Origin of the sequence: Streptomyces sp. NBC_00513 (genome assembly GCF_041431415.1) — a bacterium.
Classification (GTDB): Bacteria; Actinomycetota; Actinomycetes; order Streptomycetales; family Streptomycetaceae; genus Streptomyces.
In genome coordinates this window covers 4,698,711-4,725,144 of the sequence record NZ_CP107845.1, presented here as the reverse complement: position 1 = coordinate 4,725,144, position 26,434 = coordinate 4,698,711, and the positions used below count along the sequence as shown (strand labels likewise).

Sequence of the window (26,434 nt, the reverse complement as noted above, 5' to 3'; positions counted from 1 at the left end):
GGTCGCATTCCGCGCCGGACGCGCCGGAGGCCCCGGGCGGGCCGGACGGGTCGAGCGGTTCCCCGGGAGGGCCCGACCGGGGTGCGCACCCGCGGGTGACCGGGGAAGGGGCGGCGCGGGCCGGTGGGGTTCCGCTTCCGCGCGGCCGCGGCGAGGGAGCCGACCGCGCGGGAGCCCGCGCGCACATGGACCGGAGCACGCTTCCACGGGAACGCGGCTCAACTCCGGCGCGGCGGGCGGGCCCTGACGCGGGGTCTCGCGGACCGGACGGGACCCTGACGACAGGGCCCCGCGGCGGCGGCTAGGTTGCGCACATGACGACTGCGTTGATTACGGGATCCACGGCGGGCATCGGCGCCGCCTTCGCCCGGCGGCTCGCCGCCCAGGGCCACAACCTCGTGCTGGTGGCCCGCGACACCAAGCGACTCGCGGAGCAGGCCACCGAGTTGCACGACCGCCACGGCATCGAGGCCGAGGTGCTGTCGGCGGACCTCTCCACCGACGAGGGCATCGCGGCGGTCGAGGCCCGCCTCGGCGACCGCACCCACCCCGTGGACCTGTTGGTCAACAACGCGGGCTTCGGCAACAAGGGCCGCTACCTGGACGTTTCCATGGCCGACGAGCTGACCATGGTCAAGGTGCACATCGAGGCGGTGCTGCGGCTGACCTCGGCCGCCGGCGAGTCGATGCGCTCGCGCGGGCGCGGCGGCGTGATCAACGTGGCCTCGGTCGCCGCCTTCCTGCCGCGCGGCACCTACGGGGCGAGCAAGGCCTGGGTCGTGCAGTTCACCCAGGGCGCGGCGAGGGACCTGGCGGGGTCCGGGGTGCGGTTGATGGCGCTGTGCCCGGGCTTCGTGCGCACGGAGTTCCACGAGCGGGCCGGCATGGGCACGGACAACATCCCGGGCTGGCTCTGGCTGGACGCCGACAAGCTGGTGGCTTCGGCGCTGGCCGACCTGGCGCGCGGCAAGACCGTCTCGATCCCGGATCCCCGCTACAAGGCGCTGATGAGCGTGGTGAAGCTGACTCCGCGCGGGCTGCTCGGCGGCGTGTCCTCCCGTACGGGTCGCAAGTACGGCCCGCAGTAGTACGACGCGCGGTGGCGCGGGCGGCCGCCGCCACGGGACACATCCGAACCAACCAAACCCGCCAAACGGGTGGAATCTCCCTAAACTGGACCTGTCCCATCCAGTGCGGGAGGCGACGCCATGACATTCGTACAGGTAATCGATTACGAAACGACGCGGTTCGAGGAGATGAACGCCCTCATCGACCGCTGGGCACAGCGGGCGAGCGGTCGCCGCACGGTCACGCACACCATGATCGGCCGGGACCGCGAAGCGCGGACGCACTACCTCGACCTCGTCGAGTTCCCCTCGTACGAGGACGCCATGAGGAACTCCCGACTCCCCGAGACCGACGGGATGTTCCAGGAGATGGTGGCCCTCTGCGAGGGCATGCCGAAGTTCATGAACCTGGACGTGGTCCGCAACGAGTACCTCGACAAGCTCGTCGTGAACCGGATCTTCGAGGACGTCGCGGAGAAGGGCGACTTCAGCGTCGTCGACGAGTGCGTCGCGGCCGACTACACCGACCACGACATCATGGCGGCGCCCGGCACGGGCGACGGTCGGCAGGGCATGAAGCGGACGATGGGCATGTGGCGCGACGCGTTCGACTTCTCGTTCGACCTGCACCGTCAGATCGCCGAGGGCGACTGCGTCTCCACGTTGTGGACCTGGACCGGCACCCAGAAGGGCGAGTTCATGGGCGTCCCGCCGACCGGGAAGGAAGTCACGATGTCGGGCTGCACGACCTTCCGCATCGAGAACGGCCAGGTGGCGGAGGGCTGGTGGTACTACGACGCGCCGGGCCTCATGCGGCAGATGGGCATGACCGACGCCGCGTAGGCCGTCCGAAGCCGGTCGGACCCGGACACGGGGAAGGCCCCGGTCACCGCCGCTGGGCGGTGGTGACCGGGGCCTTCCCTCGGATCAGCGGGGCCCGCCGAAGCGGCGGGCACCCTGCGGCTCAACCTCAGTGGCTGTGGCCGTGACCGTGGCCGTGACCGGCGTCGCCCTCTTCCTCGGCCGGCTTCTCGACGACCAGGGTCTCGGTCGTGAGGAGCAGCGAGGCGATGGAAGCGGCGTTCTCCAGCGCGGAGCGGGTGACCTTGACCGGGTCGATGACGCCGGCCTTGACCAGGTCGCCGTACTCGCCGGTGGCGGCGTTGAAGCCCTGGCCCTTGTCGAGCTCGGCCACCTTCGCGGTGATGACGTAGCCCTCGAGACCGGCGTTCTCGGCGATCCAGCGGAGCGGCTCGACGGCGGCGCGGCGGACCACGGAGACACCGGTGGCCTCGTCGCCGGAGAGGCCGAGGTTGCCCTCGAGCACCTTCACGGCGTGGACGAGGGCGGAGCCACCGCCGGAGACGATGCCCTCCTCGACCGCGGCGCGGGTCGCCGAGATGGCGTCCTCGAGGCGGTGCTTCTTCTCCTTGAGCTCCACCTCGGTGGCGGCGCCGACCTTGATGACGCAGACGCCACCGGCGAGCTTCGCCAGACGCTCCTGGAGCTTCTCGCGGTCCCAGTCCGAGTCCGTGGACTCGATCTCGGCCTTGATCTGGTTGACGCGACCGAGGACCTCCTCGGAGCTGCCGCCACCGTCGACGATGGTGGTGTCGTCCTTGGAGATGGTCACGCGACGCGCGGTGCCCAGTACGTCCAGACCGGCCTGGTCGAGCTTGAGGCCGACCTCCTCGGCGATGACGGTGGCACCGGTGAGGGTGGCCATGTCCTGGAGCATCGCCTTGCGACGGTCACCGAAGCCGGGGGCCTTGACGGCGACCGCGTTGAAGGTGCCGCGGATCTTGTTGACGACGAGGGTGGAGAGCGCCTCGCCCTCGACGTCCTCGGCGATGATCAGCAGCGGCTTCGAGGCGCCGGCCTGGATGACCTTCTCCAGCAGCGGCAGGAGGTCCTGGATGGAGGAGATCTTGCCCTGGTTGATCAGGATGTACGGGTCGTCGAGGACGGCCTCCATACGCTCCTGGTCGGAGACCATGTACGGCGAGAGGTAGCCCTTGTCGAAGGCCATGCCCTCGGTGAACTCCAGCTCCAGGCCGAAGGTGTTGGACTCCTCGACGGTGATGACACCGTCCTTGCCGACCTTGTCCATCGCCTCGGCGATGAGCTCGCCGACCTGGGTGTCCTGCGCGGAGAGCGCGGCCACGGCGGCGATGTCGGACTTGTCCTCGATCGGACGCGCGGTCGCGAGGAGCTCCTCGGACACGGCCTTGACGGCGGCGTCGATGCCCTTCTTCAGGGCGGCCGGGGAGGCGCCGGCGGCGACGTTGCGCAGACCCTCGCGGACCAGCGCCTGGGCCAGCACGGTGGCGGTGGTGGTGCCGTCACCCGCGATGTCGTTGGTCTTGGTCGCCACCTCCTTCACGAGCTGCGCGCCCAGGTTCTCGTACGGGTCGTCCAGCTCGACCTCGCGGGCGATGGTGACACCGTCGTTGGTGATGGTGGGGGCGCCGAACTTCTTGTCGATGACGACGTTGCGGCCCTTGGGGCCGATCGTCACCTTGACCGTGTCGGCAAGCTTGTTGACGCCGCGCTCAAGGGCACGACGGGCGTCCTCGTCGAACTTCAGAATCTTCGGCATGGAAGCGGTTCAGCCCTCTCGATAACTCGGGTTCAACGAACTGCGCCCCTCGCCGCCCGGCAATCAGCGGGGTGACCAGGGGCGCAGCTCAAAGCAAAACTGGTGAAGAGGAAGAGGATCGCTCCTCTTGCCTGCTTCGTTCGACTTACTTCTCGACGATCGCGAGTACGTCGCGAGCCGAGAGGACGAGGTACTCCTCGCCGCTGTACTTCACTTCGGTGCCGCCGTACTTGCTGTACAGCACGATGTCGCCGACGCTGACGTCCAGCGGGAGACGCTGGCCGTCCTCGAAGCGACCCGGACCGACCGCGAGGACGACGCCCTCCTGGGGCTTCTCCTTCGCGGTGTCCGGGATGACCAGGCCGGAAGCCGTGGTCTGCTCGGCGTCGAGCGGCTGGACCACGATGCGGTCCTCGAGCGGCTTGATGGCAACCTTGGAGCTGGTGGTCGTCACGATCCGACCTCCCCCTTCGGAGATCCGGGGTTAACTGTCTGAGGTGGCGACCAGGTCGATCCGTCGTCGCGGGTGCCGGACCTGCCTGTCGCTGTGTTGGCACTCACCAGGGGCGAGTGCCAGGTGCGACACTATTCCGGCGATTAGCACTCGGTCAAGCGGAGTGCCAATTTGCCTCTCGGCGAGGCGCGCTTCCAGCCGCCCGCCCGGAGCCCGCCGGCCCTGCGGGCGGGGCGTCCGGGCCCCTGTGCCGACTCCCTCGGAAGTCGCCCGACTTGCCCCTCGGGCAGGCGTTCGGCGTGATCGTCCTCGACTTCGGCCTCCGGGACCCGCGCGGCCTCGCCCGCGCGGCCTGTCGCGGCCCGGGCCCGGAGGTCCGGCCCGGTTCCGCGACCGCGCCGGCGCCGGCGCCGGCTGTCTCAGGGTCGCCCGACACCCCTGCGCCGGCCCGGCTACGGGCCCGACATCGGCTCCGGCGACCGATATGTGACGCTTGAGCCGTGCGCATCCTGGTGGTCGAAGACGAAGAGGGGCTGGCCGAGTCCCTGCGGCTCGGCCTGTCCGCCGACGGTCACTGGGTCGAGGTCGCCCACGACGGACACCGCGGCCTCGACCTCGCGCTCACCGGCGGCCCGTACGACGCCGTGCTCCTCGACCTGATGCTCCCCGGTCTCGGCGGCCACGAGATCTGCACCCGCCTGCGCGCCCACGGCGACCGCACGCCCGTCCTGATGCTGACCGCCAAGGACGGCGAGCACGACGAGGCCGACGGGCTCGACGCGGGCGCCGACGACTACCTCACCAAGCCGTTCTCGTTCGTCGTGCTGGCCGCGCGGCTGCGCGCGCTCGCCCGCCGCGCCGGCACCCCGCGGGTCGGCGTCCTGCGGGCGGGCGATCTCGTCCTGGATCCGTCCGGGCGGCGCTGCCGGCGCGGCGAGCGGGACATCGAACTCACCGCGCGCGAACTCGGCGTGCTCGCCTGCCTGATGCAGCAGCCGGGCCGGGCGGTCGCCAAGCAGGACATCCTCGACGAGGTCTGGGACGTCCCGCACGCCATCGACCCGAACATCGTCGAGGTGTACGTGTCCTCGCTGCGCCGGAAGATCGACGCGCCGTTCGGGCGCCGCTCCATCCTCACCGTGCACGGGACCGGCTACCGGATGGCACCCGACGGTGGTTAGGACCCTCCGGGCCCGGGCGGCGGCGGCCGCCGCCCTCGCCATGGCCGCGGTGCTCGGCGCCGGCGGGCTGTGGCTGTACACGCTGCTGCGGGCCAACCTGCTCGACAACACCACCGGGCGCACGGAGCTGGCCGCGCGGAAGGTCGTCGCGCAGCTCGACACCCGGACCCTGGCGCCCGGCGGCCGACTGGCCGCGCCCGAGGGCGGGGTGGACCTGGTCCTCGTCCGGGACGCGGCCGGGCGGACCGTCGCCGGCAGCCGGGATCCGCGCGGCACCCCGGACTTCTACGGGCTGCGCCCGGCGGCCGGGGAGGACTCCCGATCGGCCGTGGTGCCCTTGGGGCGCGCCGGTTCGGAGCGGGGCGTGGCGGTGGTGGTCCGCTCCCCCGGGCCGCCCGGGGGCGAGGGCCCGTACACCGTGTACGCCATGACCGTCCTGCGCGACGTGGACGACGCGACGGGGGCCATCGGGGTCGGGCTGCTCGCCGGCGCGCCCCCGCTGATCGCCTTCGCGGCGGCGCTGGCCTGGTGGGTGACGGGGCAGGCGCTGCGCCCGGTCACGGCGATCCGCACCGGGTTGGCGGCCGTCACCGCGAGCGAGCCGGGTCGCCGGGTCCCGGATCCGGGCGGGGCCGACGAGATCGCGCGGCTCGCCCGGACCGTCAACGACACCCTCGACCGGTTGGAGCGTTCCGACGCCCGGCAGCGGCAGTTCACGGCGGACGCCTCGCACGAGCTGCGCAACCCCCTCGCGGCCGTGCGGTCCCGGCTGGAGGTGGCCCTCGACCGGCCCGACCGGGCCTCGGTGGCGGCCGCGTTGGCCGACACCGAGCGGCTCCAGCGGATCGCGGCGGACCTGTTGCTGCTGGCCCGCCTCGACGGCGGTCCGCCGCCCCGGTCCGAACCGCTGGACCTGGCACTGCTGGCGGCGGAGGACGTGGCGCGCAGACCGGCGCCCCGGGTGCCGGTACGGCTGGAGGCGGGGGCGGCCGTACCCGGGTACGGGGATCCGGCGCGGCTGGAGCGGGCGCTGGCCAACCTGGTGGACAACGCGCTGCGCCACGCCCGTGCGGGGGTCGTCGTACGGGCGGCCTCGGACGGGGCGTGGCGGGTGCTGGAGGTGTCCGACGACGGCCCGGGGATCGCGGAGGCGGACCGGGAGCGGGTGTTCGCGCGGTTCGTCCGGCTGGACGCGGACCGGGGGCGGGCGAGCGGCGGCACGGGTCTGGGCCTGCCCATCGCCCGCGAGATCGCCCGCGCCCACGGCGGTGACGTCCGGGCGGCGAGCGCCCCGGGCGGTGGCGCCCGCCTCGTGCTCCGGATCCCGGGTCCCGGAGCCGGCCCGGGGCACGGTTTCGGCCCGGGGCACGGTTTCGGCCCGGGGCACGGTTTCGGCCCGGGGCACGGTTTCGGCCCGGGGCACGGTTTCGGCCCGGCTTGAGAGGCGGCGTCCCCGGTCCCGGAGCAGGACCGGCCTGAAGGCGGCTTCAGGATCCTCAGGTTTCCTTCAGCGGGGCTCCCCCAGCATCGACAGGCATGAGCGCGCACCGCAGGAAGACCAGCCGCCGCCTGCCGAGGCGGCGCCGCCTCGGCCGCACCCTGCTGACCGCCGGCTGTGTGCTGACGGTCCTGGCCGGCGGCGCCGCCTGGTACGTCTACCGGGATCTGTCGTCGAGCATCGGCAGTTCCAAGGCCCTGGAGGGAGCGGAGAAGTCGGCGCACGGTGACACGAACATCCTCCTCATGGGGTTGGACAGCCGGCGCGACCAGAACGGCGACCCGCTCCCGGCCTCGATCCTCGACAAGCTGCACGCGGGCAGTTCCGACATCGGCGGATACAACACCAACACCCTGATCCTGCTCCACGTGCCCGGCGACGGGAGCCGGGCCCGGGCGTTCTCGATCCCGCGCGACGACTACGTGGAACTGCGCGGGATGCCGGGCCGGGCGCCGGGCACGGCCGCCGGCAAGGCCAAGATCAAGGAGGCCTACGGACGGGCGAAGGCGCTGCGCGAGGAACAGCTCGCGGGCGAGGGGGTCAAGGACCGGCGACGGTTGGAGCGGGAGGGCCGGGAGGCGGGACGCAAGGCCGAGATCGAGACCGTACGGACGTTCCTGGGCGTGCCGGTCGATCACTTCGCCGAGCTGAACCTGGCCGGTTTCCACCACTTGGCCGAGGCCCTGGGCGGGGTGCCGGTGTGTCTGAACAAGGCGGTGAAGGACAGGTACTCCGGGGCGGACTTCCCCGCAGGCCCGCAGACGCTGAACGGGCAGCAGTCCCTGGCCTTCGTGCGGCAGCGGCACGGGCTGCCGGGCGGTGACCTGGACCGGACGAAGCGGCAGCAGGCGTTTCTGGCGGGCGCGACGAAGAAGCTGAACGAGGCGGGCACCTTCACGGACCCGGTGAAGTTGATCAGGCTTGTCGACGCGGCGAAGGAGGACGTGGTGACCGACGCCGGCTGGGATCTGCTGTCGTTCGTGAAGCAGGCCAAGAACCTGTCCGGCGGGAAAGTGCAATTCTCGACACTCCCCGTCGAGGGCTTCGCAAGGAACCATGACGGGGACATCAACGTCGTAGATGATATGAAGATAAAGCGCCTCATTGCCGAGCAGATCGGGCCCAAGGTCCCTGCGAGTCCGAGCGCGCCGGGCGCCGCTCCCTCCGGACCGGGCGCGTCGGCCCCACCGTCTTCACCTCCGCCCGCACCGCCGTCTCCCGGGCCCTCACAGCCGGAGAAGATCGACGGTGGCGGCGTCCCGTGCGTGGACTGAGGCCCCTGACGGAGGCGGGCGCGCGCCGCCGCACCGAGGCGTTCCTCCTCGTCCTCGTCGTCGGCATCGCCGTGCTCGGCCACTGCTCGGCGAGCCTGGCGATGAACGACGAGCTGCCGCGCAACCTCACCGGCTTCGTCATCAGCCTGTCGCTGCTGTCGCTGGTGGGGCACCTGGGCATCCGCCGGTTCGCGGCGTACGCGGATCCGTTGATCTTCCCGCTCGCCATGCTGCTGACCGGGCTGGGGCTGGTCCTGCTCCACCGGCTCGACCAGGGGTACATCGAGCGGTACAACTCGGACGCGAACGCCCCCGGCCAACTGCTGTGGACGGTGGTCGGGGTCGCCGCCTGCATCCTCGTGGTGGCGCTGCTGCGCGACCACCGGCTGCTGCAACGGTTCATCTACATCACGATGGCCGTGGCGCTGGTGCTGTTGATCGCCCCGGTGTTCTCGCCGGCCGACACGTACGGCGCGAAGCGCTGGATCGTCGTCGGCGGCTTCTCGCTCCAGCCCGGCGAGTTCGTCAAGATCATGATCGCGATCTTCTTCGCGGGCTACCTCGTGATCCACCGGGACTCGCTGGCGCTGACGGGCCGGCGGTTCCTGGGCGTCCGGTTGCCCCCCATGCGACAGCTCGGACCGATCATCACCGTGTGGATCCTGTCCATGCTGGTGCTCGTCTTCGAACGCGACCTGGGTACGTCGCTGATCTTCTTCGGCGTGTTCGTGGTCATGCTGTACGTCGCCACCGAGCGCACCAGCTGGATCGTCTGCGGGGTGCTGATGGCCTCGGTCGGCGCCTTCGTGGTGGGCTCGACCGAACCGCACGTGAAGGGGCGGGTGGCCGCCTGGCTGAATCCGCTCTCCTACTACTGGAAGGACCGGCCGCCGGGGGTCGTCTCGGACCAGTCCGCGCAGGCGCTGTTCAGCTTCGGCACGGGCGGCGTCACCGGCACCGGTCTCGGCATGGGCCACCCCGAACTGATCGCGTTCGCGGGGCGCAGCGACTTCATCCTGACCACGGTGGGCGAGGAACTCGGCCTGGCCGGGGTGATGGCGGTACTGCTCCTGTACGCGCTCCTCGTCCAGCGGGGCCTGCGGATGGCGCTGGCCGCGCGCGACCCGTTCGGCAAGCTGCTGGCGGTGGGCCTGTCGGCGGCGCTGGCGCTCCAGGTCTTCGTGGTGGCGGGCGGCGTGACGGGCCTGATCCCGCTGACGGGCAAGGCGCTGCCGTTCCTGGCGAAGGGCGGCTCGTCGCTCCTGGCCAACTGGATCATGATCGCCCTGCTGCTGCGGATCAGCGACAGCGCGGAACGCCAACGTGAGGCGGACGCCCGCGGCCCGGTGGAGACGACGATCACCCCGGTGGTGGTGGCGGACCCGGCGGACCGGGCCACGACGGGGGCCGGCGCCCCCGGGTAGCCCACCCGCGGGTGGGTCGGCCCCGAGCCGGCTGAGTGCGGTCCGTTCCCGCGTGGCCCGCCCGCGGGTGGGTCGGCCTTTGGGTGGTCGGCCGCCGTGGCCCGCCCGCGGGTGTCCGGCTCCGTGCGGTCCGTTCCCGTGGGGTCCGCCTACAGGTAGTCCTCCAGGCGGCCTATCGCGTAGCCCTGCTCCTGGATGCGCTTGAGCATCCGGGTCGTCATCTCGATCTCGGTGGAGCCCTTGAGCTCCGAGGGGCCGCGGAAGTGGGCCAGGATGATGTCGCCCGGTTTGAGGGCGGAGCCCTCGGCGTACTGGAAGTCGTTGATCTGCATCGACGCCCGCCAGAGGACGACCGTCGATATGCCGCACTCGGAGGCGGCCTTGAGGGTGTCGTCGTTGTAGTTGCCGAACGGCGGCCGGAAGAGCGTCGGCTTGGCGCCGAACCGCTTCGCCAGGCGTTCCTGCTGCCCGCATATCTCCTTCTTCTGCCCCGCGTAGGACAGGGTCCGGAGGTTGGGGTGGGTCAGGGTGTGGTTGTTGATCGTGCTGCCGCTGCCGTTGTCGCGCAGGGCCTGAAAGTGCCCGTAGTCGGACGAGGCCACGTTGTCCGTGAGGAACATGCCGATCGGCAGCTTCAGGTCGGCCGCCATCTTCAGGAACTCGGGGTTCTTCTCCGCTCCGTCGTCGAAGGTCAGGAAGACGACCTTCTCGGAGGGGGCCACGGGTATCCGGTCCACCAGCGCCGGCCTGCCCGGGGCGGGCTTGGGGAGTCGGGGCTTCTGCGCCGGCTTGGTCGCGTACGCGACCGGGGCCTTCAGACCCCACTTCCGGTAGGGCTGCTCCGGTGTCGCGGGCGCTCCGGCGGGGGCACTGGACACGGGGGCCGAGGCGGACGGGGAGGCGGCACCCGTCTCCGGCTTGGTCTTGCGGCCCAGTCGTTCGATGGGCTCCACGCTGTTGCCGCATCCCGCCAGCGACGCCACGAGGGCGCCGACCGCGAGCGCCCCGGCCAGACCTCGGCGGGCGGCGGGGCCGAGGGGACGACCGCCGAAGTGACGCGCGCCCCCTGAAGGAGCAGTACGGGAAGGGTGTTTGAAAGTCATACGCACGTGCGGAATCTATACCCGGATGGGGATATTCCGCTGATATGACCAGTCGGGGCGGCCGAAACGCACGGTGCCGGTGGTACGACGGAGGCGTGCGGAGCCGGTTTCCCCGCGGGGAGGGATTCCGCACGCGTACCGCTCGTCGGTCGACGCGGATCGGTCGACGCCGATCGGTCGACGGGGATCAGACGACGGGGATCAGACGTAGTCCTCCAGGCGGCCGATGGCGAAGCCCTTGTCCGTGACCGTCTTCAGGGTGTGGCGCACCATGTCGGTCATGGTGGCCTTCCAGTCCTCCTTGCCGCGGAAGTGCGTGAGGATGATGTCGCCCGCGTGCAGGTCCCGGTCCCATTCGCGCCAGTCCATGCGGTTGGGGAAGGCCTCGGCGTTCCACAGCGGGACCGCCTTGATGCCACAGGACTTGGCCGCGCGCAGCGTGTCCTGGTTGTAGTTGCCGTACGGCGGCCGGAAGAGGCTCGGCCGCTTGCCGAACTGCTTCTGGATCGTGTCCTGCTGGCCGCAGATCTCCTCGCGCTGCTGCTCGTAGGAGAGCGCGGGCATGTAGCGGTGGTTGAGCGTGTGGTTGTTCAGGGTGACGCCGGCGGCCTGCATCTCCTTGAAATACGGGTAGTTGTCCTTCACGACGTAGTCGCTGAGGAACGCCGTGTACGGGATCTTGAGTTCCTTCATCATCTTCAGGAACTCGGGGTCCTTCTCGGCCCCGTCGTCGACCGTCAGGAAGACGACCTTCTCCTCGGTGGGGACCGTGGTGAAGACCGGCGGGTACTCCGACTGGTCCTCGACCTCGAAGCCGTCCCGCGTGGTGATTTCCGGCTTCACCTTGGGCGGCGCCGGCGCGACCAGCGGGACCTTCGCCAGGCCCCAGCGCTTCGCCGCGGCGACCCGGGCCTGCTGGGCGGCCTTGGCCCGCTCGGCGGGGTTCACGAGTGCGCCCGCGGCGCCCTCGGCGCCGGTCCTGGGCTTGGTGGCGGGGCCCGATTCCGTGGAGCTGCACGCCGTGCCGAGGGCGGCGACCAGCAGCGCGGCGAGGGCCACGCCGTACCGGCCGCGCGGACGCGCCGCTGACCGGTGACCTTGTTGCGTCTTATTTCCCTTTTGTCGTACAGGCTGCATAACGCCGGATCCTTACAGCACCACCCGGCGCGTCCCCGGCGACACCTCGACCGGATCCGGACCTTCCATCGACTGGCCCACAATGAACCGGTGACCCCCGAAGACTTCGCCGCACTGCTCACCCCCGAGGGCGACGCCCTCCTCGCCTCGCTCCGCGACCACGACCCCGCCCAGGAGCTCGCCCTCGCCACCCGGCTGCGCCGCGAGCACCCGGCCGCGCTGGTCTCCGCCGCGCTCGGTCAGGCCCGGCTGCGGCAGCGGGCCGTCGCGAAGTTCGGGGCCGAGGACGCGTTCCGGATGTACTTCACGCCCGGCGGCGGCGAGATGGCCACCCGCGCGTCGGTGGCCGGGTACCGCGCCGAGCGGCTCGCCGCCCTGGGCGTGCGCGGCGTCGCCGACCTGTGCTGCGGCATCGGCGGCGACGCCCTGGCCCTGGCCCGCCTCGGGATCCGGGTGCTGGCCGTGGACCACGACCCGCTGACCGTCGCCGTGGCACGGGCCAACGCCGAGGCGCTGGGGCTGGCGGACCTGATCGAGGTCCGGGAAGCCGACGTGACGGACGTGGACACCACCGGGTACGACGCCGTCTTCATCGACCCGGCCCGGCGCGGCGGCCGCGGGAGGATCTTCGACCCCGAGGGCTACTCGCCGCCGCTCTCCTGGGCCGTGGAGGCCGCGCGGGCCGCACGGTACGCGGCCATCAAGATCGCCCCCGGGATCCCGCACGAGGCCGTGCCCGCCGAGGCGGAGGCCGAGTGGATCTCCGACCAGGGCGACGTGAAGGAGGCGGTGCTGTGGTTCGGGACCTCGCCCGGCACCGTGCGCGCCACCCTGCTGCCCGGACCGCGCGCGCTGGAGACCGCCGACCCGTTGCCCGACCCGGAGGCCGGACCGGTCGGGCGCTGGCTGTACGAGCCCGACGGCGCCGTGATCCGCGCCCATCTGGTCGCGGAGGTCGCCGAGGAACTGGACGGCCGGCTCATCGACCCGACCATCGCTTACATCACCGCCGACGAGCTGCGCGCGACCCCGTACGCGACCGCGTACGAGATCACCGACGTCCTGCCCTTCGGCCTCAAGAAGCTCAAGGCCCTGCTGCGCGAGCGCGGGGTGGGCGTCCTGACCGTGAAGAAGCGGGGCTCGGCGATCGAGCCCGAGGAGCTGCGCAGGAAGGTCAAACCGCAGGGCCCGAACTCCGCGACCGTGTTCCTGACGCGCGTGGCGGGCGCCCCGTCGATGCTGATCGGCGCACCGGCGCCCCGGGACTGATCCGTCGCCCGTACGACGCGGACCGCCCGGCGGGTCCGGCGGGTCGCAGGGCGCACAGCGCCCAGCGGTAGTGGGCGCCGGCCTTGCCGAGGCCCAGCAGGGCGGTGACCCACAGGATCAGGCCGAGTCCCATCGTGAGGACGAGTTCCGCGTACGCGCCCTCCCCCGGCCGGGTCCCGGCCGCCGCCCCGAAGGTCACCCGGAGCCCGAGCGCGCCCAGGGCGAGGGAGGACAGCAGCCAGGCCAGGCTCCGGCCGGGGGCGCGCAGCCGGCGGTCGGCGGCCGGGTCGCGGTCCGATGCCGCCCAGGCGCACTGCAGTTGCCGTATCCGCCGATCCAGTCGGGCGCCCCGGCCGAACCAGATGCCGCCGGACACCAGCACGCCGGCGGCGAGGGCGGCGAAGACGAGGCCGAGGGCGCGGGCGAGGGGGCCGCCCTCCTCGAAGGCCATCAGGGCCATGCCGACGAAGGACCAGCCGAGCGCGAAGACGGCCGCGACGGCCCAGAGCAGCAGGAGCCGTTCGATGCCCAGGTTGTGCCGGACGAGTTCCGCCAGGGAGCGCGCGCGGTCCGCCCGCACGACGGACTCGTCCAGCCACTCGCGCAGGTGCGCGGGCGGGGGCGGAGGAGGCAGGTCACGTCGAGGCATGCGCACGACCGTAGCGGGGCCCGCTCCAGGACCGCCGGAGGCGGCCTGGACGGACGCGGGAGCCGCCACCGGGCCGGCGGGCCCACCGGGCCGCCGCCGCACCGACCCCGCCCCGTGCGGCCCCCGTCCCGGCTCAGCCGCCCGTGACCTCCACCGACTCGAACCGCCAGCGGTGCACCGCCCGGGTGATCAGGTCCGCGTCCGGCTCCGGCAGTTCGGGGAGTTCCGCCGACGCCCCCTCGGGGGCGTCCCACCAGGTGAGCACCAGCACCCGGTCCTGGGCGGCGCGGAACACCTCGCGGCGCAGCGGTTCGCGGGCCAGGACCCGGGAACGGGCCCACTCCAGCAGCTCGTTGGCCCGCCCGGCGACGGCGCGGGCCTCCCACATCAGCGTCACGGTGCTCACGAGTAGAGGTTGTCCTTGCTCAGCTCGTGCACGTGGTCGTGGGAGTGCCCGTGGTCGTGGGAGTGTCCGTGGCCACCGTGGTCGTGGTCGTGCGCCGTACCCGGCACGTGCGGTTCCGTCACCGGCAGCGAGGAGTCCGCGGACAGGTCCCAGTCCGAGGCCGGCCGGTTCCGCTTGACCATCTCCGCGCCCAGCGCCGCGACCATCGCTCCGTTGTCCGTGCACAGTTTCGGCCGGGGCACGCGCAGCACGATCCCCGCGTCGTCGCAGCGTTCCTGTGCCAGTGAGCGGAGCCGGGAGTTGGCCGCGACGCCGCCGCCGATCATCAGGTGGTCGACGCCCTCGTCCTTGCAGGCGCGGATCGCCTTGCGGGTCAGCACGTCCACGACGGCCTCCTGGAAGGAGGCCGCCACGTCGCGCACCGGCACGTCCTCGCCGGCCTTCCGCTTCGCCTCGATCCAGCGGGCCACGGCCGTCTTGAGCCCGGAGAAGGAGAAGTCGTACGCCGCGTCGCGGGGCCCGGTCAGTCCGCGCGGGAAGTTGATCGCCTTCGGGTCGCCCTCGCGTGCGAGCCGGTCGATGACCGGGCCGCCGGGGAAGCCCAGCTGGAGCACCCGCGCGATCTTGTCGAAGGCCTCGCCCGCCGCGTCGTCGATGGTCGCGCCGAGCGGCCGTACGTCGGTGGTGATGTCCGGGGCCAGGAGCAGCGAGGAGTGCCCGCCGGAGACCAGCAGGGCCATGGTCGGTTCCGGCAGCGGGCCGTGTTCGAGCTGGTCGACGCAGATGTGCGAGGCCAGGTGGTTCACCCCGTACAGCGGCTTGCCCAGGGCGTACGCGTAGGCCTTCGCCGCCGAGACGCCGACCAGCAGGGCGCCGGCGAGGCCCGGGCCCGCGGTGACGGCGATGCCGTCGAGGTCGCGGGCGCTGACCCCGGCCTCCTTCAGGGCGCGCTCGATGGTGGGCACCATCGCCTCCAGGTGGGCCCGGGAGGCGACCTCGGGGACGACCCCGCCGAAGCGGGCGTGCTCGTCGACGCTCGACGCGATGGCGTCCGCCAGCAGGGTGGTGCCGCGGACGACGCCGACGCCGGTCTCGTCGCAGGACGTCTCGATGCCGAGGACGAGGGGTTCGTCAGCCATGGGACTCACTTCTCACGGGTTGTGCGGAGCTCAGGGAGTTCGCGGGGTCGGCGAGGCGCATGACGAGCGCGTCGACGTTGCCCGGTTGGTAGTAGCCGCGTCGGAATCCGATGGGCTCGAAGCCGAATCGCTCGTAGAGCTTCTGGGCCCGCGTGTTGTCCACGCGTACCTCCAGGAGCACTTCCGCGCATTCGAAGGCGGTCGCGGCGCGCAGCAGGTCGGTGAGCAGCCGGGCGCCGAGACCGGTGCCCCACTGTTCGCGGGCGACCGCGATGGTCTGTACGTCGCCCAGGTCGCCGGCCGCGGCCAGTCCGGCGTAGCCGACCAGTCGGCCGGCCCCGTCCTCGGCGACCACGTAGTGGCGGGTGGCGTGCGGGCCGCGTGCGTGGGCGAGTTCGGACCAGAACATCCCGGCGGACCAGGCGTCCTCGGGGAAGAGCTCGTGCTCCAGCTCCAGCACCGGTTCGATGTCCCACCAGCGCATGTCGCGCAGCGCCACGGTCGGGGCCGTCACTGCGGGGTGACCACCTTGTAGTTCTTGGGTACCTGGGCGTCGGGGCGGCGCAGGTACAACGGCGTCGGGGGCAGGAACTCCGCCCCGGCCGCCAGTCGTTCCGCGGCCAGGGCCGCGAGGGCGCCGGCGGACTGGTGCTCGGGGCTCCGCGCGTCGGTGAAGACGTCCGGGTAGAGCACGGCGCCCTGGCCGACGGAGGGCAGGCCCGCGACCTGTTCTGCGATCTCGGCCGGGCGGTCCACGGCGGGTTCGCCGACGCGGGTTCGCGGGTCCTCGTAGCGGGCCCAGTAGACCTCCTTGCGCCGCGCGTCGGTGGCGACGACGAAGGGGCCCTCGATGCCGGCGGCGCCCGCGGCGTAAGCGAGCCCGTCGAGGGTGCACAGGCCGTGGACGGGGACGCCGAGGACGGAGGCGAAGGTGGAAGCGGTCACGAGGCCGACACGGAGTCCCGTGTAGGGGCCGGGGCCGACGCCGACGACGATGCCGGTGACGGCGTCGAGCCTCAGCCCGGCCTCGGCGAGCACCTTGTCGACGGAGGGCAGCAGCAGCTCCCCGTGGCGGCGGGCGTCGACCTGGTTCGACTCGGCGAGGACGGACTCGCCGTCGTGCAGGGCGACGGTGACGGCGGGCGTGGCGGTATCTACAGCGAGCAAGAGCACGCGAACAGCCTACGACTCCGGGGCCCCGGGCCCTTGCGGCCGGTCGCCGGGCACCCTGACTGCTACCTTTCGACCGGGGTACCGCGAGGTACCGTCCGAACGCCCTGGGCCAGGCCCGGTCGGATCGTTCGGCACAACGCTTTCAGGACCGCGCGGAGAGGTGGAGCAAGGTGGCACGCAGCAGCTCGGGAATCGTGGCCGGGCTCACCGTGGCGGCGCTCGCCGCCGTCGGCTTCCTCGGCTACCAGGCCTCCGCGACGGCGCCCGCGCACCCCGTGAAGGCCTCCCCGCAGGCACCGGCGTCCGGCGCTCCGAGCCAGTCCCCCGCCAAGCAGGACCCGGCGAAGGCCACGGCCGTGCCGGAGGGCTCGGGCACGGGCGAGCGCGTCGTGTACTCGGTGTCCGGGAAGCGGGTCTGGCTGGTGGCCGCGGACGGTCGCGCGGCGAAGACCTTCACGGTGATGCCGAGCACGGTGCACCCGGCGGCGGGCACCTACGTCGTCGGTTCCCGGGCGGGCGCGGTGCCCGGCTCGGACGGGGCGCCGATCGAGCACGTGGTGCGGTTCGCGAGCGTGGACGGCGTCTCGATCGGGTTCAGCGCCCGGGTGGACGGCAAGACGCCGGCGCCGGACCCGGCCAAGAAGACCGGCGGCATCCGCATGTCGCGGCTCGACGGTGACGCGATGTGGACGTTCGCGACGATCAACTCGAAGGTCGTCGTCGTTCCCTGACCCGGGACCCGCGTTCCCCGACCCGCCCGTGGGTCCGCCCGTTTCACCCGTATGTGGGAATCAGGCCGCTTCGGACTCCGGAGCGGCCTGTTCCGTGTTCCCGGGCGCCTGGGAGGCCGGTTCCCACGAGGGCGGCGTCGAGACGGCCGTGGCGGCCGCGCACGAGGCGAGCAGGGCCCGCATGGACACGACCGTGCGGGCGGTTCGCTCCGCTCCCGCTGCTGCTCCTACTGCCGACATGGATGCCTCCTGGACGGGCCCGGGACGCCGCACTTAGGTAAACCTAACCAGCGCTCGCTACCATGTCACCACGAGCGCACCCACCGGCGCAACGTTTTCCCGACGAGTTGTCGGTACCTTTTACCGCGCGGCTCGATCCACCCGCCCGGTCGCCTCGGCGAGCCCCGCGAGCCCGGCGTCCGCCCAGCGCGATCCGATGCCGCGCACCGTGACCCGGCGTACGTCGTCCAGGACCTCCTCGTGCCCCACCGCCCGGGCGATCACCACGTGCAGCCGGTCGTCGGAGAGCTCCTCGACCTTCCCGTCGCCCCACTCCACGACGACCACGGACTCGGGCAGCGAGACGTCGAGGTCGAGGTCCTCCATCTCGTCCAGGCCGCCGCCGAGCCGATACGCGTCCACGTGCACCAGCGCCGGGCCGCCGACCAGCGAGGGATGCACCCGGGCGATCACGAAGGTCGGCGAGGTCACGGCCCCGCGCACGCCCAGGCCCTCGCCCAGGCCCCGGGTGAGGGTGGTCTTGCCGGCGCCGAGTTCGCCGGTCAGCAGGACCAGGTCGCCGGGGCGCAGCAGGGCGGCGACGCGACGGCCCAGTTCCTGCATGGATTCGGGCGAGTCGACGGTGATCAGGGTCTCGGTGGCGGCGCCGGCCTCAGGAGCCTGGCTGCGCTGCGCTTCCCGCGGTGCTTCTTCCATGCCCGCCAACGTTAGCGGCTTCGGATCCCGTGTCCGGCACGGCTCCGGTGCGGGCCAGCAGCCCGGTCAGCAGCCCGGTCACGATCTCCGGGCGCTCCAGCATCATCAGGTGCCCGGTGTTCTCCAGGACCACCAGTTCGGCGGCCGGCAGGGCCTCCTTCATGGCGACGCTGTGCTCCGCCGGGGTGATCATGTCCCGGTCGCCCGCGATCACGGTGACGGGGATCCCCGCGAACCGCTGGAGCGCGGCGGTCTTGTCGTGGATCTGGAACGCCGGATAGAACTCGGCGACCACGTCGATCGGCGTCGCCTCGATCAGCCGCTCGGCGAACCGCGCGACGCCCGGGTCCACGTCCCGCGAACCGAACGAGTACTGCTTGATCATGCCCGCGAAGAGGTCCGCGGTCGCCCGCCGGCCCCGCTCCACGAGCTCCACCTGCGAGCCGAGCACCTTGAGCACCCCGGGCAGCAACCGGCGCACGGCGCCCATCCCGACCGCGGGCAGCCCGTACGTCACCTCGCCGAGCAGACCGCTGGAGGTGCCGACCAGCGCCACCCCGAGGACGCGGTCGCGCACCAGCTCCGGGAACTGCTCCGCCAGCGCCATGATGGTCATGCCGCCCATGGAGTGCCCGACCAGCACCAGCGGCCCCTCGGGGGCGGCGGCGTCGAGGACGGCCTTGAGGTCGCGGCCGAGCTGGTCGATGGTGACGGGTTCGCCGGCGGCCTGGGCGAGGCCGCGCATGCTGCGGCCGTGGCTGCGCTGGTCCCAGTACACGGCGCGGACCACGCCGCGCAGGGCGGCCCGCTGGAAGTGCCAGGAGTCCTGGCCCAGGCAGTAGCCGTGGCAGAAGACGACGGTGACCGCCGGCGGGGTCCTGCGGCGCAGCCGGCGCCGCTTGCCCGGGTCCTCCGCGGGCAGCTCGTCGACCTCGTAGTACAGCTCGGTGCCGTCCTCGGCCCGGGCGGTCCCCTCGGTGCCGCGCAGGGAGCCGTAGTCCCCGGCGGCGTCGAGGGCCAGCCGGGCCTTCATCCGGATGCCGCGGCCCACCGTGATCCGTTCGACGGCGACACCGGCCGCCGCGCCGGCGGCCATCACACCGATCGCGGCTCCGGCCCAGCCGGCCTTGCGCCAGTTCTCGCTCACGCCGTCGCCGTCCTCACTCAGCCGTTGCGGTACACCCGGGGCACGCGCCCCCCGATACGGGTGACGATCTCATACGCGATCGTGTGCGCCGCTTGAGCCCAGTCCTCCGCGGTGGGTTCGCCCAGGTCACCGGGGCCGAAGAGGATCGCCGGATCGCCGGCCGCGACGTCGGCGTCGCCGATGTCGACGACGAACTGGTCCATGGCCACCCGCCCGGCCACCCGCCGGATCTCGCCGCCCACCAGGACCGGGCCCGAGCCGGAGGCGTGGCGCGGGATCCCGTCGGCGTAGCCCGTGGGGATCAGGGCCAGTCGGGTCTCCCGATCCGTCACGTAGTGGTGCCCGTAGCTGACTCCGTGGCCGGCGGGGACGCTCTTCACGAGCGCGACGGACGCCTTCAGGGACATCGCGGGCCGCAGCCCCAGTTGGGCCGGGGTGCCCAACTCGGGCGCCGGCGACACGCCGTACACGGCGATCCCGCAGCGCACCAGGTCGAAGTGGGTCTCCGGCAGCGTGAGCGTGGCGGGCGAGTTGGCGATGTGCCGCACCTCGGGCTCGACGCCCTCCTTCTCGGCGTACGCGAGCATGTCGCGGAACGCGGCGAGCTGGAGCGCGATCGAGGGGTGTCCGGGCTCGTCGGCGCAGGCGAGGTGCGACCAGACGCCGGTGACGTCGACGGTCCCCTCCGCCTGCGCGGCGACGGCGGCGCCGACCAGTTCGGCCCAGTCGGCGGGCTGGCAGCCGTTGCGCCCGAGCCCCGTGTCGGCCTTGAGCTGGATCCGCGCGGTGCGACCGGCCGCGCGCGCGGCCTCCCGTACCTCCTCCAACGCCCACATCCCGCTGACCGCGACGTCCACGTCGGCCTCGACGGCCTCCCGCCAGGGCCCGCCGGGCGTCCACAGCCAGCACAGGATCCGCGCCTCGATGCCGGCCGCGCGCAGCGCGAGCGCCTCCTCGGGCGTGGCGGTCCCGAGCCAGGTCGCCCCGGCCTCCAGGGCGGCGCGGGCGCAGGGCACGGCCCCGTGCCCGTAGCCGTCCGACTTGACGACGGCCATCAGCGCGGCCCGGGGCGCCCGCTCGCGCAGCGCGCGCACGTTGCTCCGCACGGCGGCAAGGTCGATCTCGGCGTAGGCGCGCGTCGGTGTCTCGTTCATCCCGCACAGTCTCTCAGAACCCCCCGGGGCCTCCGCTCCCCCGCGTGTCGGGGTGCGAACGGGCCCCCGCGCGTCGGCGGCCGAACGGGCGCGGCGTCACGCGGACCGGACGTCCCGCCAGGCCCTCGGCACCGCGTCCGCCACCTGCTGCGCGAGGACCGGCGCCCCGTCGGAGGCGAAGCGGCCGGCGAGTCCGTGCAGGTACGCCGCGACGGCCCCGGCGTCCGCCCCGGACAGGCCCGCCGCCAGCAGCGACCCCGCCACCCCGGACAGCACGTCGCCGCTGCCCGCGGTCGCCAGCCACGGCGTCCCCGTCGGGTTCACCCGGACGACCGGATCGCCGTCGGAGGCGATCAGCGTCGTGGAGCCCTTCAGCAGGGCCGAGGCGCCGTAGCGGCGTGCCAGCGCGCGCACCGCCGCCAGCCGCCCGGCCTCCACCTCCTCCCGGGACACGCCCAGCAGCGCCGCCGCCTCCCCCGCGTGCGGGGTCAGCAGGGTCGAGGCGGACCGCCCGCGCAGCACCTCGGGGTCGAGGCCGCGCAGCCCGTCGGCGTCGATCAGTACCGGTACGTCGGACTGCGCCAGTACGCCCTCGACCTCGTCGGCCCGCGCGTCCCCCAGCCCCGGCCCGACCACCCACGCCTGCACCCGGCCCGGCCCGATCAGCGTCTCCGGGTACCGGGCGAGCACCGCGTCCGCCGCCGGGCCCACGTACCGCACCGCGCCCGCGCCACCGCGCAGGGCGCCGGCCACGGCCAGTACCGCCGCGCCCGGGTAGCGCGCGGAGCCGGCGACGATGCCCACGACACCGCGCCGGTACTTGTCGCTCTCGGCCGTGGGCTCCGGCAGCAGCCGGGCCACGTCGGCGTGTTGCAGGGCCTCCAGCTCCGGTGCGGGCAGCGCGAGCCCGATGTCCACCGGCCGCACCACCCCGGCCAGCGCGGCTCCGGGGTCGATGAGCAGGCCGGGCTTGTGCGCTCCGAACGTGACCGTGACGTCGGCCCGCACGGCCGGCCCCGCCACCTCCCCGGTGTCCGCGTCGACCCCGCTCGGCAGGTCCACGGCGACCACCACGGCGCCCGTCGGGATCCGTTCCACCAGCGCGGCGGCCGCCGGGCGCAGTCCGCCCCGCCCGCCGATCCCGAGGAGCCCGTCCACGACCAGGTCGGCGCGCTCCGGGACGTCCGACGCCACCCGGCCCCCCGCGGCCAGCAGCGCGGCGAGCCCGCCCGGGTGCACCCGGGCGGGGTCCATCGGCACCGCCGTCACTCCGGCGCCGCGCCGGGCCAGCCGGGCGCCGGCGTACAGGGCGTCGCCGCCGTTGTCACCGGGGCCGACGAGCAGCACGACCCGCGCCCCGTAGACCTTGCCCCGACGCCGTGTCAGCAGGCCCGCGCACACGGCGGCCAGTCCGGCCGCCGCCCGCAGCATCAGGGCGCCCTGCGGCAACCCGGCCATCAGCTCGCGCTCGGCGGCCCGTACGGTCTCCACGCTGTAAGCAGTACGCATGGCACCAGCCTGCCCGAAAACCCGGCTCGGGCCCCGGCTCCCGGGCCCGTCAGGAGCGGGCAGAGCCCGTGCGAGCCGCAAGAGCCCCGTGCGAGCCGGAAGAGCCGGAAGAGCCGACCTACCCCTCGGCGATCACCACGGCCGACGCCACGCCGGCGTCGTGGCTGAGCGAGATGTGCCAGGACTTCACCCCCAGGGCCAGCGCCCGGGCCTCGACGGTCCCCGACACCCGCAGCCGGGGCTGTCCCGTGTCCTCCACGTACACCTCGGCGTCGGTCCACAGCAGTCCACTGGGCGCGCCGAGCGCCTTGGCCAGCGCCTCCTTGGCCGCGAACCGGGCGGCGAGCGAGGCGGTGCCGCGCCGCTCGCCGCTCGGCAGCGTCAACTCGGAGTCGAGGAAGAGCCGTCGGGCCAGGTTCGGCGTTCGCTCCAGCGCGGCGCCGAACCGCTCGATCTCGGCAACGTCAATCCCCACACCGACAATCACGACGCCCACCACTCCCACGCAGCCCGTGTTCCCCCGTCGCCACCGCGGCGACGGATCGGCGCCCGCGGGCTTGGCTCACTCCACGGTCACCGACTTGGCGAGGTTACGCGGCTGGTCCACCTCGTTGCCCCGCGCCGTCGCCAGCTCGCACGCGAACACCTGCAACGGAACGGTCGCCACCAGCGGTTGGAGCAGCGTGGGCGTCGCCGGGATCCGGATCAGGTGGTCGGCGTACGGGACCACCGCCTCGTCGCCCTCCTCCGCGATGACGATCGTCCGCGCACCGCGCGCCCGGATCTCCTGGATGTTCGACACGATCTTGTCGTGCAGCACGGAACGTCCGCGCGGCGACGGCACGACCACCACCACCGGCAGGTCCGGCTCGATCAGCGCGATCGGACCGTGCTTCAGCTCGCCCGCCGCGAAGCCCTCGGCGTGCATGTACGCCAGTTCCTTGAGCTTGAGCGCGCCCTCCAGCGCCACCGGGTAGCCGACGTGCCGGCCGAGGAAGAGCACGGTGTTCTTGTCGGCGAGCGAGCGCGCGAGCTGCCGTACCGGCTCCATCGTCTCCAGGACGGTGTCCACGGCCGCCGCGATGTCCGACAGCTCCCGGATCACCGACTCGATCTCGTCGCCCCACTTGGTTCCCCGCACCTGCCCGAGGTACAGCGCCACCAGGTAGCAGGCCACCAGCTGCGTGAGGAACGCCTTCGTCGAGGCGACGGCCACCTCCGGGCCGGCGTGCGTGTACAGCACGGCGTCCGATTCGCGCGGGATCGTCGAGCCGTTCGTGTTGCAGACGGCCAGTACCTTGGCGCCCTGCTCGCGCGCGTGGCGCAGCGCCATCAGGGTGTCCATGGTCTCGCCGGACTGCGAGATCGCGATCACCAGCGTCCGCTGGTCGAGGATCGGATCGCGGTAGCGGAACTCGCTGGCGAGTTCCGTCTCGCAGGGGATGCGGGTCCAGTGCTCGATGGCCAGCTTCGCGATCATGCCCGCGTGGTACGCCGTACCGCAGGCCACGATCACGACCTTGTCCACCTCGCGCAGCACGGACGGCGGGATGCGCACCTCGTCGAGGGTCAGCATGCCGCTCGCGTCGATGCGGCCCAGGAGGGTGTCGGCGACGGCCTTCGGCTGCTCGGCGATCTCCTTGAGCATGAAGTAGTCGTACCCTCCCTTCTCGGCTGCCGAGGCGTCCCAGTCGACGTGGTACGCCCGCACGGACGCGACCGAGCCGTCGAAGTTGGTCACCGTGACCCCGTCGCGGCGCAGTTCGACGACCTGGTCCTGGCCCAGCTCGATCGCGGACCGGGTGTGGGCGATGAAGGCGGCCACGTCGGAGGCCAGGAAGTTCTCGTTCTCCCCGACGCCCACCACCAGGGGCGAGTTGCGGCGCGCCCCGACCACCACGTCCGGTTGGTCGGCGTGCACCGCGACCAGCGTGAACGCCCCCTGGAGGAGCCGGCACACCTGCCGCATCGCCTCGGTGAGGTCCCCGCAGACCTCGAACCGCTCCGCCAGCAGGTGGGCGACCACCTCGGTGTCCGTCTCGGACTCCAGGCGGTGCCCGCGCTCGGCCAGGTCGGCGCGCAGCTCGGCGAAGTTCTCGATGATCCCGTTGTGCACGACGGCCACGCGGCCCGCGTTGTCGAGATGGGGGTGCGCGTTGACGTCGGTGGGCCCGCCGTGGGTCGCCCACCGCGTGTGCCCCAGGCCCGTGGACCCGGCCGGCAGCGGGTGCCCGACCAGTTCCTTCTCCAGGTTGACGAGCTTTCCGGCCTTCTTCGCGGAGGAGAGTTTCCCGTCCGCGAGCACGGCGACGCCCGCCGAGTCGTAGCCGCGGTATTCCAGCCGCTTGAGTCCGGCGATGACCACATCGAGCGCAGATTGCGCTCCTACGTAACCCACAATTCCGCACATAGGCGGCAGGGTACGCCGTGGTCGGCCTCCTGCCCGGTACCTGAACAGGACGAAAAAACACCGCCCCGGCGGACACGCCGGGGCGGTGGGGGCGGCAGTGCCGCGAGGGTCAGCCGAGCTTCTTGACCTGCGCGTCGACGACGGCCTTCGGCTGCTCGGAGTCGCCGGCCAGGTTCAGCGCCCAGAACGTCGCCAGGACGTTGCCCTTGCGCACGACGACCGTGTGCATCTTCTTCTTCTGGCCGTCGCCCATGTCCATCACGCTGGAGAACCCGACGGCCTCGTCACCGGAGGTCGCCGGCTCGGACGTGACGTTCCCGATCGGGGTGCTCTGCTCGCCCTTCTGAGTGACGGCGAAGCCGCCGGCGCAGGCCGTGACCGCGGTCTTGACGGAGGCGAACGCGTCCTCGGCGCCCTTGCCGTCGTAGGAGCTGAGGGTGACCGAGGTCGCCGTCGACTTCAGGGCGCCCATGGCCGCCTCCATCTTCTCGTCCACGCTCGCGCCCTCGGCGGCCGGCTTGGGCAGCTCGACGGTCATGATCCGGCCCACGCCGGTGGACGGGGCGAGCGGCTGCATGGACTGGGCCTGGGCCAGCACCTTGCACTCGGCCTTGTCGGAGTCGACGGCAGCGGTCTTCTCCTCCTCGACCGGCTCGATCTTGTGGGTGGGCAGGTCGGCCTGCGTGACCAGCAGCGGGGCCAGCTCGGCGGCCGTCTTGCCCTTGGCGGCGGGAGCGGCCGAGGCGGACGCCTTGCCGTCCGTCTTGGTGTCGGAGGCCTTGTCGGAGCCGCAGGCGGTGGCCAGCAGCGTCAGGGACACGGCGGAAGCGGTCAGGACGGTACGACGGACAAGAGCGGAACGCACGGTGTTTCTCCCCCACAGGCGGTACACAGAAAAGTCGAAAGGCATGCCGGACGGCTCCGGAAACGCCCAGGTGAGGGGCGCGCATCGGAGCTGCGACGCATATCAAGATAAAGTAAAAGCCGATCAGCCGATCAGGATTATTCGGCCATCGGCGCAATCGTGACCCCGGTGATACCGCCGGGGCGTCGAATCGAGACCGACCGCGGCACGCCCCCGCCCCGCACCCCGCCGCACGTGACCGACCACACCATCCACAAGCGGTCCCGAGCCCCGACAATGGCAGGGTGATCACTTCGCCGCCACGAAGCACGCCGGACCGCGCAACGGAGCGCGCCGGCCATCGCCGGGCTCCCGACGCCTCCCCGTACGTCGACCTCACCCGGGCCGAGTGGAGCGCCCTGCGCGAACGGACCCCGCTCCCCCTCACCGCCGAGGAGGTCGAGCGGCTCCGGGGTCTGGGGGACGTGATCGACCTCGACGAGGTACGGGACGTCTACCTGCCGCTGTCGCGCCTGCTCAACCTGTACGTCGGCGCCACCAACAACCTCCGCGGCACCCTGAACACCTTCCTCGGTGACGCGGGCAACGGCCACGGCGCCCAGACGGGCACCCCCTTCGTCATAGGGGTCGCCGGGTCCGTCGCGGTCGGCAAGTCCACCGTGGCCCGCCTCCTCCAGGCCCTGCTGGCCCGCTGGCCCGAGCACCCGCGCGTGGAGCTCGTCACCACGGACGGCTTCCTGTACCCGATGAAGGAACTCCAGCGCCGCGGCCTGACCGCCCGCAAGGGCTTCCCCGAGTCGTACGACCGGCGCGCGCTGACCCGTTTCGTCGCGGACATCAAGGCGGGCAAGGACGAGGTCACCGCCCCCGTCTACTCCCACCTGATCTACGACATCGTCCCGGGCGAGCAGCTCGTCGTGCGCCGCCCGGACATCCTGATCGTCGAGGGGCTCAACGTGCTCCAGCCGGCCCTGCCCGGCAAGGACGGCCGCACCCGCGTGGGTCTCGCCGATTACTTCGACTTCAGCGTGTACGTGGACGCGCGCCCCGAGGACATCGAGCGCTGGTACCTGGGCCGCTTCCGGAAGTTGCGCGAGACCGCCTTCCAGAACCCCTTCTCCTACTTCCGCAAGTACACGCAGGTCTCCGAGGAGGAGGCCATGGAGTACGCGCAGACCATGTGGCGGACCATCAACAAGCCGAACCTGCTGGAGAACGTGGCGCCCACCCGCGGCCGGGCCACGCTCGTCGTCCGCAAGGGCCCGGACCACAAGGTCCAGAAGTTGAGCCTGCGAAAGCTCTGACCGCA

General features: G+C 72.5%; 26 protein-coding genes. 9 read left to right on the top strand and 17 right to left on the bottom strand.

Features of this window, described 5'->3' with window-relative positions:
• Window positions 1-314: 314 nt before the first annotated feature.
• Both OHA84_RS21985 and OHA84_RS21980 read left to right on the top strand, forming a co-directional pair.
• Window positions 315-1,088: an SDR family oxidoreductase gene (locus OHA84_RS21985; RefSeq protein WP_053682583.1), complete on the top strand. Its 774-nt coding sequence runs from the start codon at window positions 315-317 to the stop codon at window positions 1,086-1,088.
• A gap of 120 nt (window positions 1,089-1,208) precedes the next feature.
• Window positions 1,209-1,910: an ester cyclase gene (locus tag OHA84_RS21980; RefSeq protein WP_053682584.1), complete on the top strand. Its 702-nt coding sequence runs from the start codon at window positions 1,209-1,211 to the stop codon at window positions 1,908-1,910.
• A gap of 127 nt (window positions 1,911-2,037) precedes the next feature.
• Here OHA84_RS21980 and groL read toward each other — a convergent pair whose 3' ends face one another.
• Both groL and groES read right to left on the bottom strand, forming a co-directional pair.
• Window positions 2,038-3,666, bottom strand: a complete 1,629-nt coding sequence (gene groL, locus OHA84_RS21975) for a chaperonin GroEL (RefSeq protein ID WP_053682585.1) — start codon at window positions 3,664-3,666, stop codon at window positions 2,038-2,040.
• Window positions 3,667-3,811: 145 nt separating this feature from the next.
• Window positions 3,812-4,120 carry a co-chaperone GroES gene (groES, locus tag OHA84_RS21970; RefSeq protein WP_053682586.1) on the bottom strand — a complete coding sequence of 103 codons (309 nt, stop codon included), beginning with the start codon at window positions 4,118-4,120 and terminating at the stop codon, window positions 3,812-3,814.
• Window positions 4,121-4,620: 500 nt separating this feature from the next.
• Between groES and OHA84_RS21965 the strand changes: the two genes are divergently transcribed.
• The 4 genes from OHA84_RS21965 to OHA84_RS21950 all read left to right on the top strand — a co-directional run bounded on the left by OHA84_RS21965 (window position 4,621) and on the right by OHA84_RS21950 (window position 9,497).
• A complete protein-coding gene (locus OHA84_RS21965; protein WP_053682587.1) occupies window positions 4,621-5,301 on the top strand; it encodes a response regulator transcription factor in 681 nt (226 codons plus the stop codon).
• On the top strand, window positions 5,294-6,742 hold the full coding sequence (locus tag OHA84_RS21960; protein ID WP_371591433.1) for a sensor histidine kinase: 1,449 nt from the start codon (window positions 5,294-5,296) through the stop codon (window positions 6,740-6,742). The genes OHA84_RS21965 and OHA84_RS21960 overlap by 8 nt, the downstream gene beginning before the upstream one ends.
• Window positions 6,743-6,837: 95 nt before the next feature.
• Window positions 6,838-8,073, top strand: coding sequence for an LCP family protein (locus OHA84_RS21955; protein ID WP_266970136.1), 1,236 nt, complete (start codon window positions 6,838-6,840; stop codon window positions 8,071-8,073).
• Window positions 8,061-9,497 (top strand): FtsW/RodA/SpoVE family cell cycle protein, encoded by a 1,437-nt coding sequence (locus OHA84_RS21950; RefSeq protein ID WP_053682590.1) that lies wholly within the window; start codon window positions 8,061-8,063, stop codon window positions 9,495-9,497. Before OHA84_RS21955 ends, OHA84_RS21950 begins: the two co-directional genes overlap by 13 nt.
• Before the next feature lie 149 nt (window positions 9,498-9,646).
• Here OHA84_RS21950 and OHA84_RS21945 read toward each other — a convergent pair whose 3' ends face one another.
• Together OHA84_RS21945 and OHA84_RS21940 are read right to left on the bottom strand one after the other, a co-directional pair.
• Entirely contained in the window at window positions 9,647-10,600 is a 954-nt protein-coding gene (locus OHA84_RS21945) for a polysaccharide deacetylase family protein (protein WP_323181973.1), read from the bottom strand.
• Between the two features lie 201 nt (window positions 10,601-10,801).
• A complete protein-coding gene (locus OHA84_RS21940; RefSeq protein ID WP_053682667.1) occupies window positions 10,802-11,737 on the bottom strand; it encodes a polysaccharide deacetylase family protein in 936 nt (311 codons plus the stop codon).
• Between OHA84_RS21940 and OHA84_RS21935 the strand changes: the two genes are divergently transcribed.
• Window positions 11,720-13,006: a methyltransferase domain-containing protein gene (locus tag OHA84_RS21935; protein ID WP_078999502.1), complete on the top strand. Its 1,287-nt coding sequence runs from the start codon at window positions 11,720-11,722 to the stop codon at window positions 13,004-13,006. The two genes, OHA84_RS21940 and OHA84_RS21935, sit on opposite strands and share 18 nt — an antisense overlap.
• On the opposite strand, the gene OHA84_RS21930 is transcribed toward OHA84_RS21935, so the two are convergent.
• The 5 genes from OHA84_RS21930 to tsaB form a co-directional block, all read right to left on the bottom strand.
• Entirely contained in the window at window positions 12,912-13,655 is a 744-nt protein-coding gene (locus tag OHA84_RS21930) for a hypothetical protein (RefSeq protein ID WP_266970141.1), read from the bottom strand. The genes OHA84_RS21935 and OHA84_RS21930 overlap by 95 nt on opposite strands.
• A 133-nt stretch (window positions 13,656-13,788) precedes the next feature.
• Window positions 13,789-14,061, bottom strand: coding sequence for a hypothetical protein (locus OHA84_RS21925; RefSeq protein WP_234350282.1), 273 nt, complete (start codon window positions 14,059-14,061; stop codon window positions 13,789-13,791).
• On the bottom strand, window positions 14,058-15,200 hold the full coding sequence (gene tsaD, locus OHA84_RS21920) for a tRNA (adenosine(37)-N6)-threonylcarbamoyltransferase complex transferase subunit TsaD (protein WP_266970143.1): 1,143 nt from the start codon (window positions 15,198-15,200) through the stop codon (window positions 14,058-14,060). Before tsaD ends, OHA84_RS21925 begins: the two co-directional genes overlap by 4 nt.
• Window positions 15,193-15,684, bottom strand: coding sequence for a ribosomal protein S18-alanine N-acetyltransferase (rimI, locus tag OHA84_RS21915; RefSeq protein WP_266974011.1), 492 nt, complete (start codon window positions 15,682-15,684; stop codon window positions 15,193-15,195). The genes tsaD and rimI overlap by 8 nt, the downstream gene beginning before the upstream one ends.
• A gap of 26 nt (window positions 15,685-15,710) precedes the next feature.
• Entirely contained in the window at window positions 15,711-16,373 is a 663-nt protein-coding gene (gene tsaB, locus OHA84_RS21910; protein WP_053682594.1) for a tRNA (adenosine(37)-N6)-threonylcarbamoyltransferase complex dimerization subunit type 1 TsaB, read from the bottom strand.
• A gap of 170 nt (window positions 16,374-16,543) precedes the next feature.
• Here tsaB and OHA84_RS21905 point away from each other — a divergent pair, with 170 nt between their 5' ends.
• Window positions 16,544-17,104 carry a hypothetical protein gene (locus OHA84_RS21905; RefSeq protein WP_266949275.1) on the top strand — a complete coding sequence of 187 codons (561 nt, stop codon included), beginning with the start codon at window positions 16,544-16,546 and terminating at the stop codon, window positions 17,102-17,104.
• Window positions 17,105-17,164: 60 nt separating this feature from the next.
• On the opposite strand, the gene OHA84_RS21900 is transcribed toward OHA84_RS21905, so the two are convergent.
• From OHA84_RS21900 to OHA84_RS21865, 8 genes are all read right to left on the bottom strand, one after another.
• Window positions 17,165-17,344: a hypothetical protein gene (locus OHA84_RS21900; protein ID WP_107089329.1), complete on the bottom strand. Its 180-nt coding sequence runs from the start codon at window positions 17,342-17,344 to the stop codon at window positions 17,165-17,167.
• 120 nt (window positions 17,345-17,464) lie between these two features.
• The gene (gene tsaE / locus OHA84_RS21895) at window positions 17,465-18,040 is read right to left on the bottom strand and encodes a tRNA (adenosine(37)-N6)-threonylcarbamoyltransferase complex ATPase subunit type 1 TsaE (RefSeq protein WP_078999505.1); all 576 of its coding nucleotides are present in this window, start codon (window positions 18,038-18,040) and stop codon (window positions 17,465-17,467) included.
• Window positions 17,997-19,136: an alpha/beta hydrolase gene (locus OHA84_RS21890; RefSeq protein ID WP_078999510.1), complete on the bottom strand. Its 1,140-nt coding sequence runs from the start codon at window positions 19,134-19,136 to the stop codon at window positions 17,997-17,999. The genes tsaE and OHA84_RS21890 overlap by 44 nt, the downstream gene beginning before the upstream one ends.
• A 68-nt stretch (window positions 19,137-19,204) precedes the next feature.
• The gene (gene alr / locus OHA84_RS21885; RefSeq protein WP_266970147.1) at window positions 19,205-20,341 is read right to left on the bottom strand and encodes an alanine racemase; all 1,137 of its coding nucleotides are present in this window, start codon (window positions 20,339-20,341) and stop codon (window positions 19,205-19,207) included.
• A 96-nt stretch (window positions 20,342-20,437) separates the two neighbouring features.
• Window positions 20,438-21,850 (bottom strand): NAD(P)H-hydrate dehydratase, encoded by a 1,413-nt coding sequence (locus tag OHA84_RS21880; protein WP_266970149.1) that lies wholly within the window; start codon window positions 21,848-21,850, stop codon window positions 20,438-20,440.
• A 118-nt stretch (window positions 21,851-21,968) separates the two neighbouring features.
• Window positions 21,969-22,337, bottom strand: coding sequence for a holo-ACP synthase (locus tag OHA84_RS21875; protein ID WP_053682671.1), 369 nt, complete (start codon window positions 22,335-22,337; stop codon window positions 21,969-21,971).
• A 75-nt stretch (window positions 22,338-22,412) separates the two neighbouring features.
• Complete coding sequence (gene glmS, locus OHA84_RS21870; protein WP_266949266.1) at window positions 22,413-24,260, bottom strand: glutamine--fructose-6-phosphate transaminase (isomerizing); 1,848 nt, start codon at window positions 24,258-24,260, stop codon at window positions 22,413-22,415.
• A gap of 109 nt (window positions 24,261-24,369) precedes the next feature.
• Window positions 24,370-25,125: a hypothetical protein gene (locus OHA84_RS21865; RefSeq protein ID WP_266949264.1), complete on the bottom strand. Its 756-nt coding sequence runs from the start codon at window positions 25,123-25,125 to the stop codon at window positions 24,370-24,372.
• Between the two features lie 284 nt (window positions 25,126-25,409).
• Here OHA84_RS21865 and coaA point away from each other — a divergent pair, with 284 nt between their 5' ends.
• Window positions 25,410-26,429, top strand: coding sequence for a type I pantothenate kinase (coaA, locus tag OHA84_RS21860; RefSeq protein WP_053682601.1), 1,020 nt, complete (start codon window positions 25,410-25,412; stop codon window positions 26,427-26,429).
• Window positions 26,430-26,434: the final 5 nt, after the last annotated feature.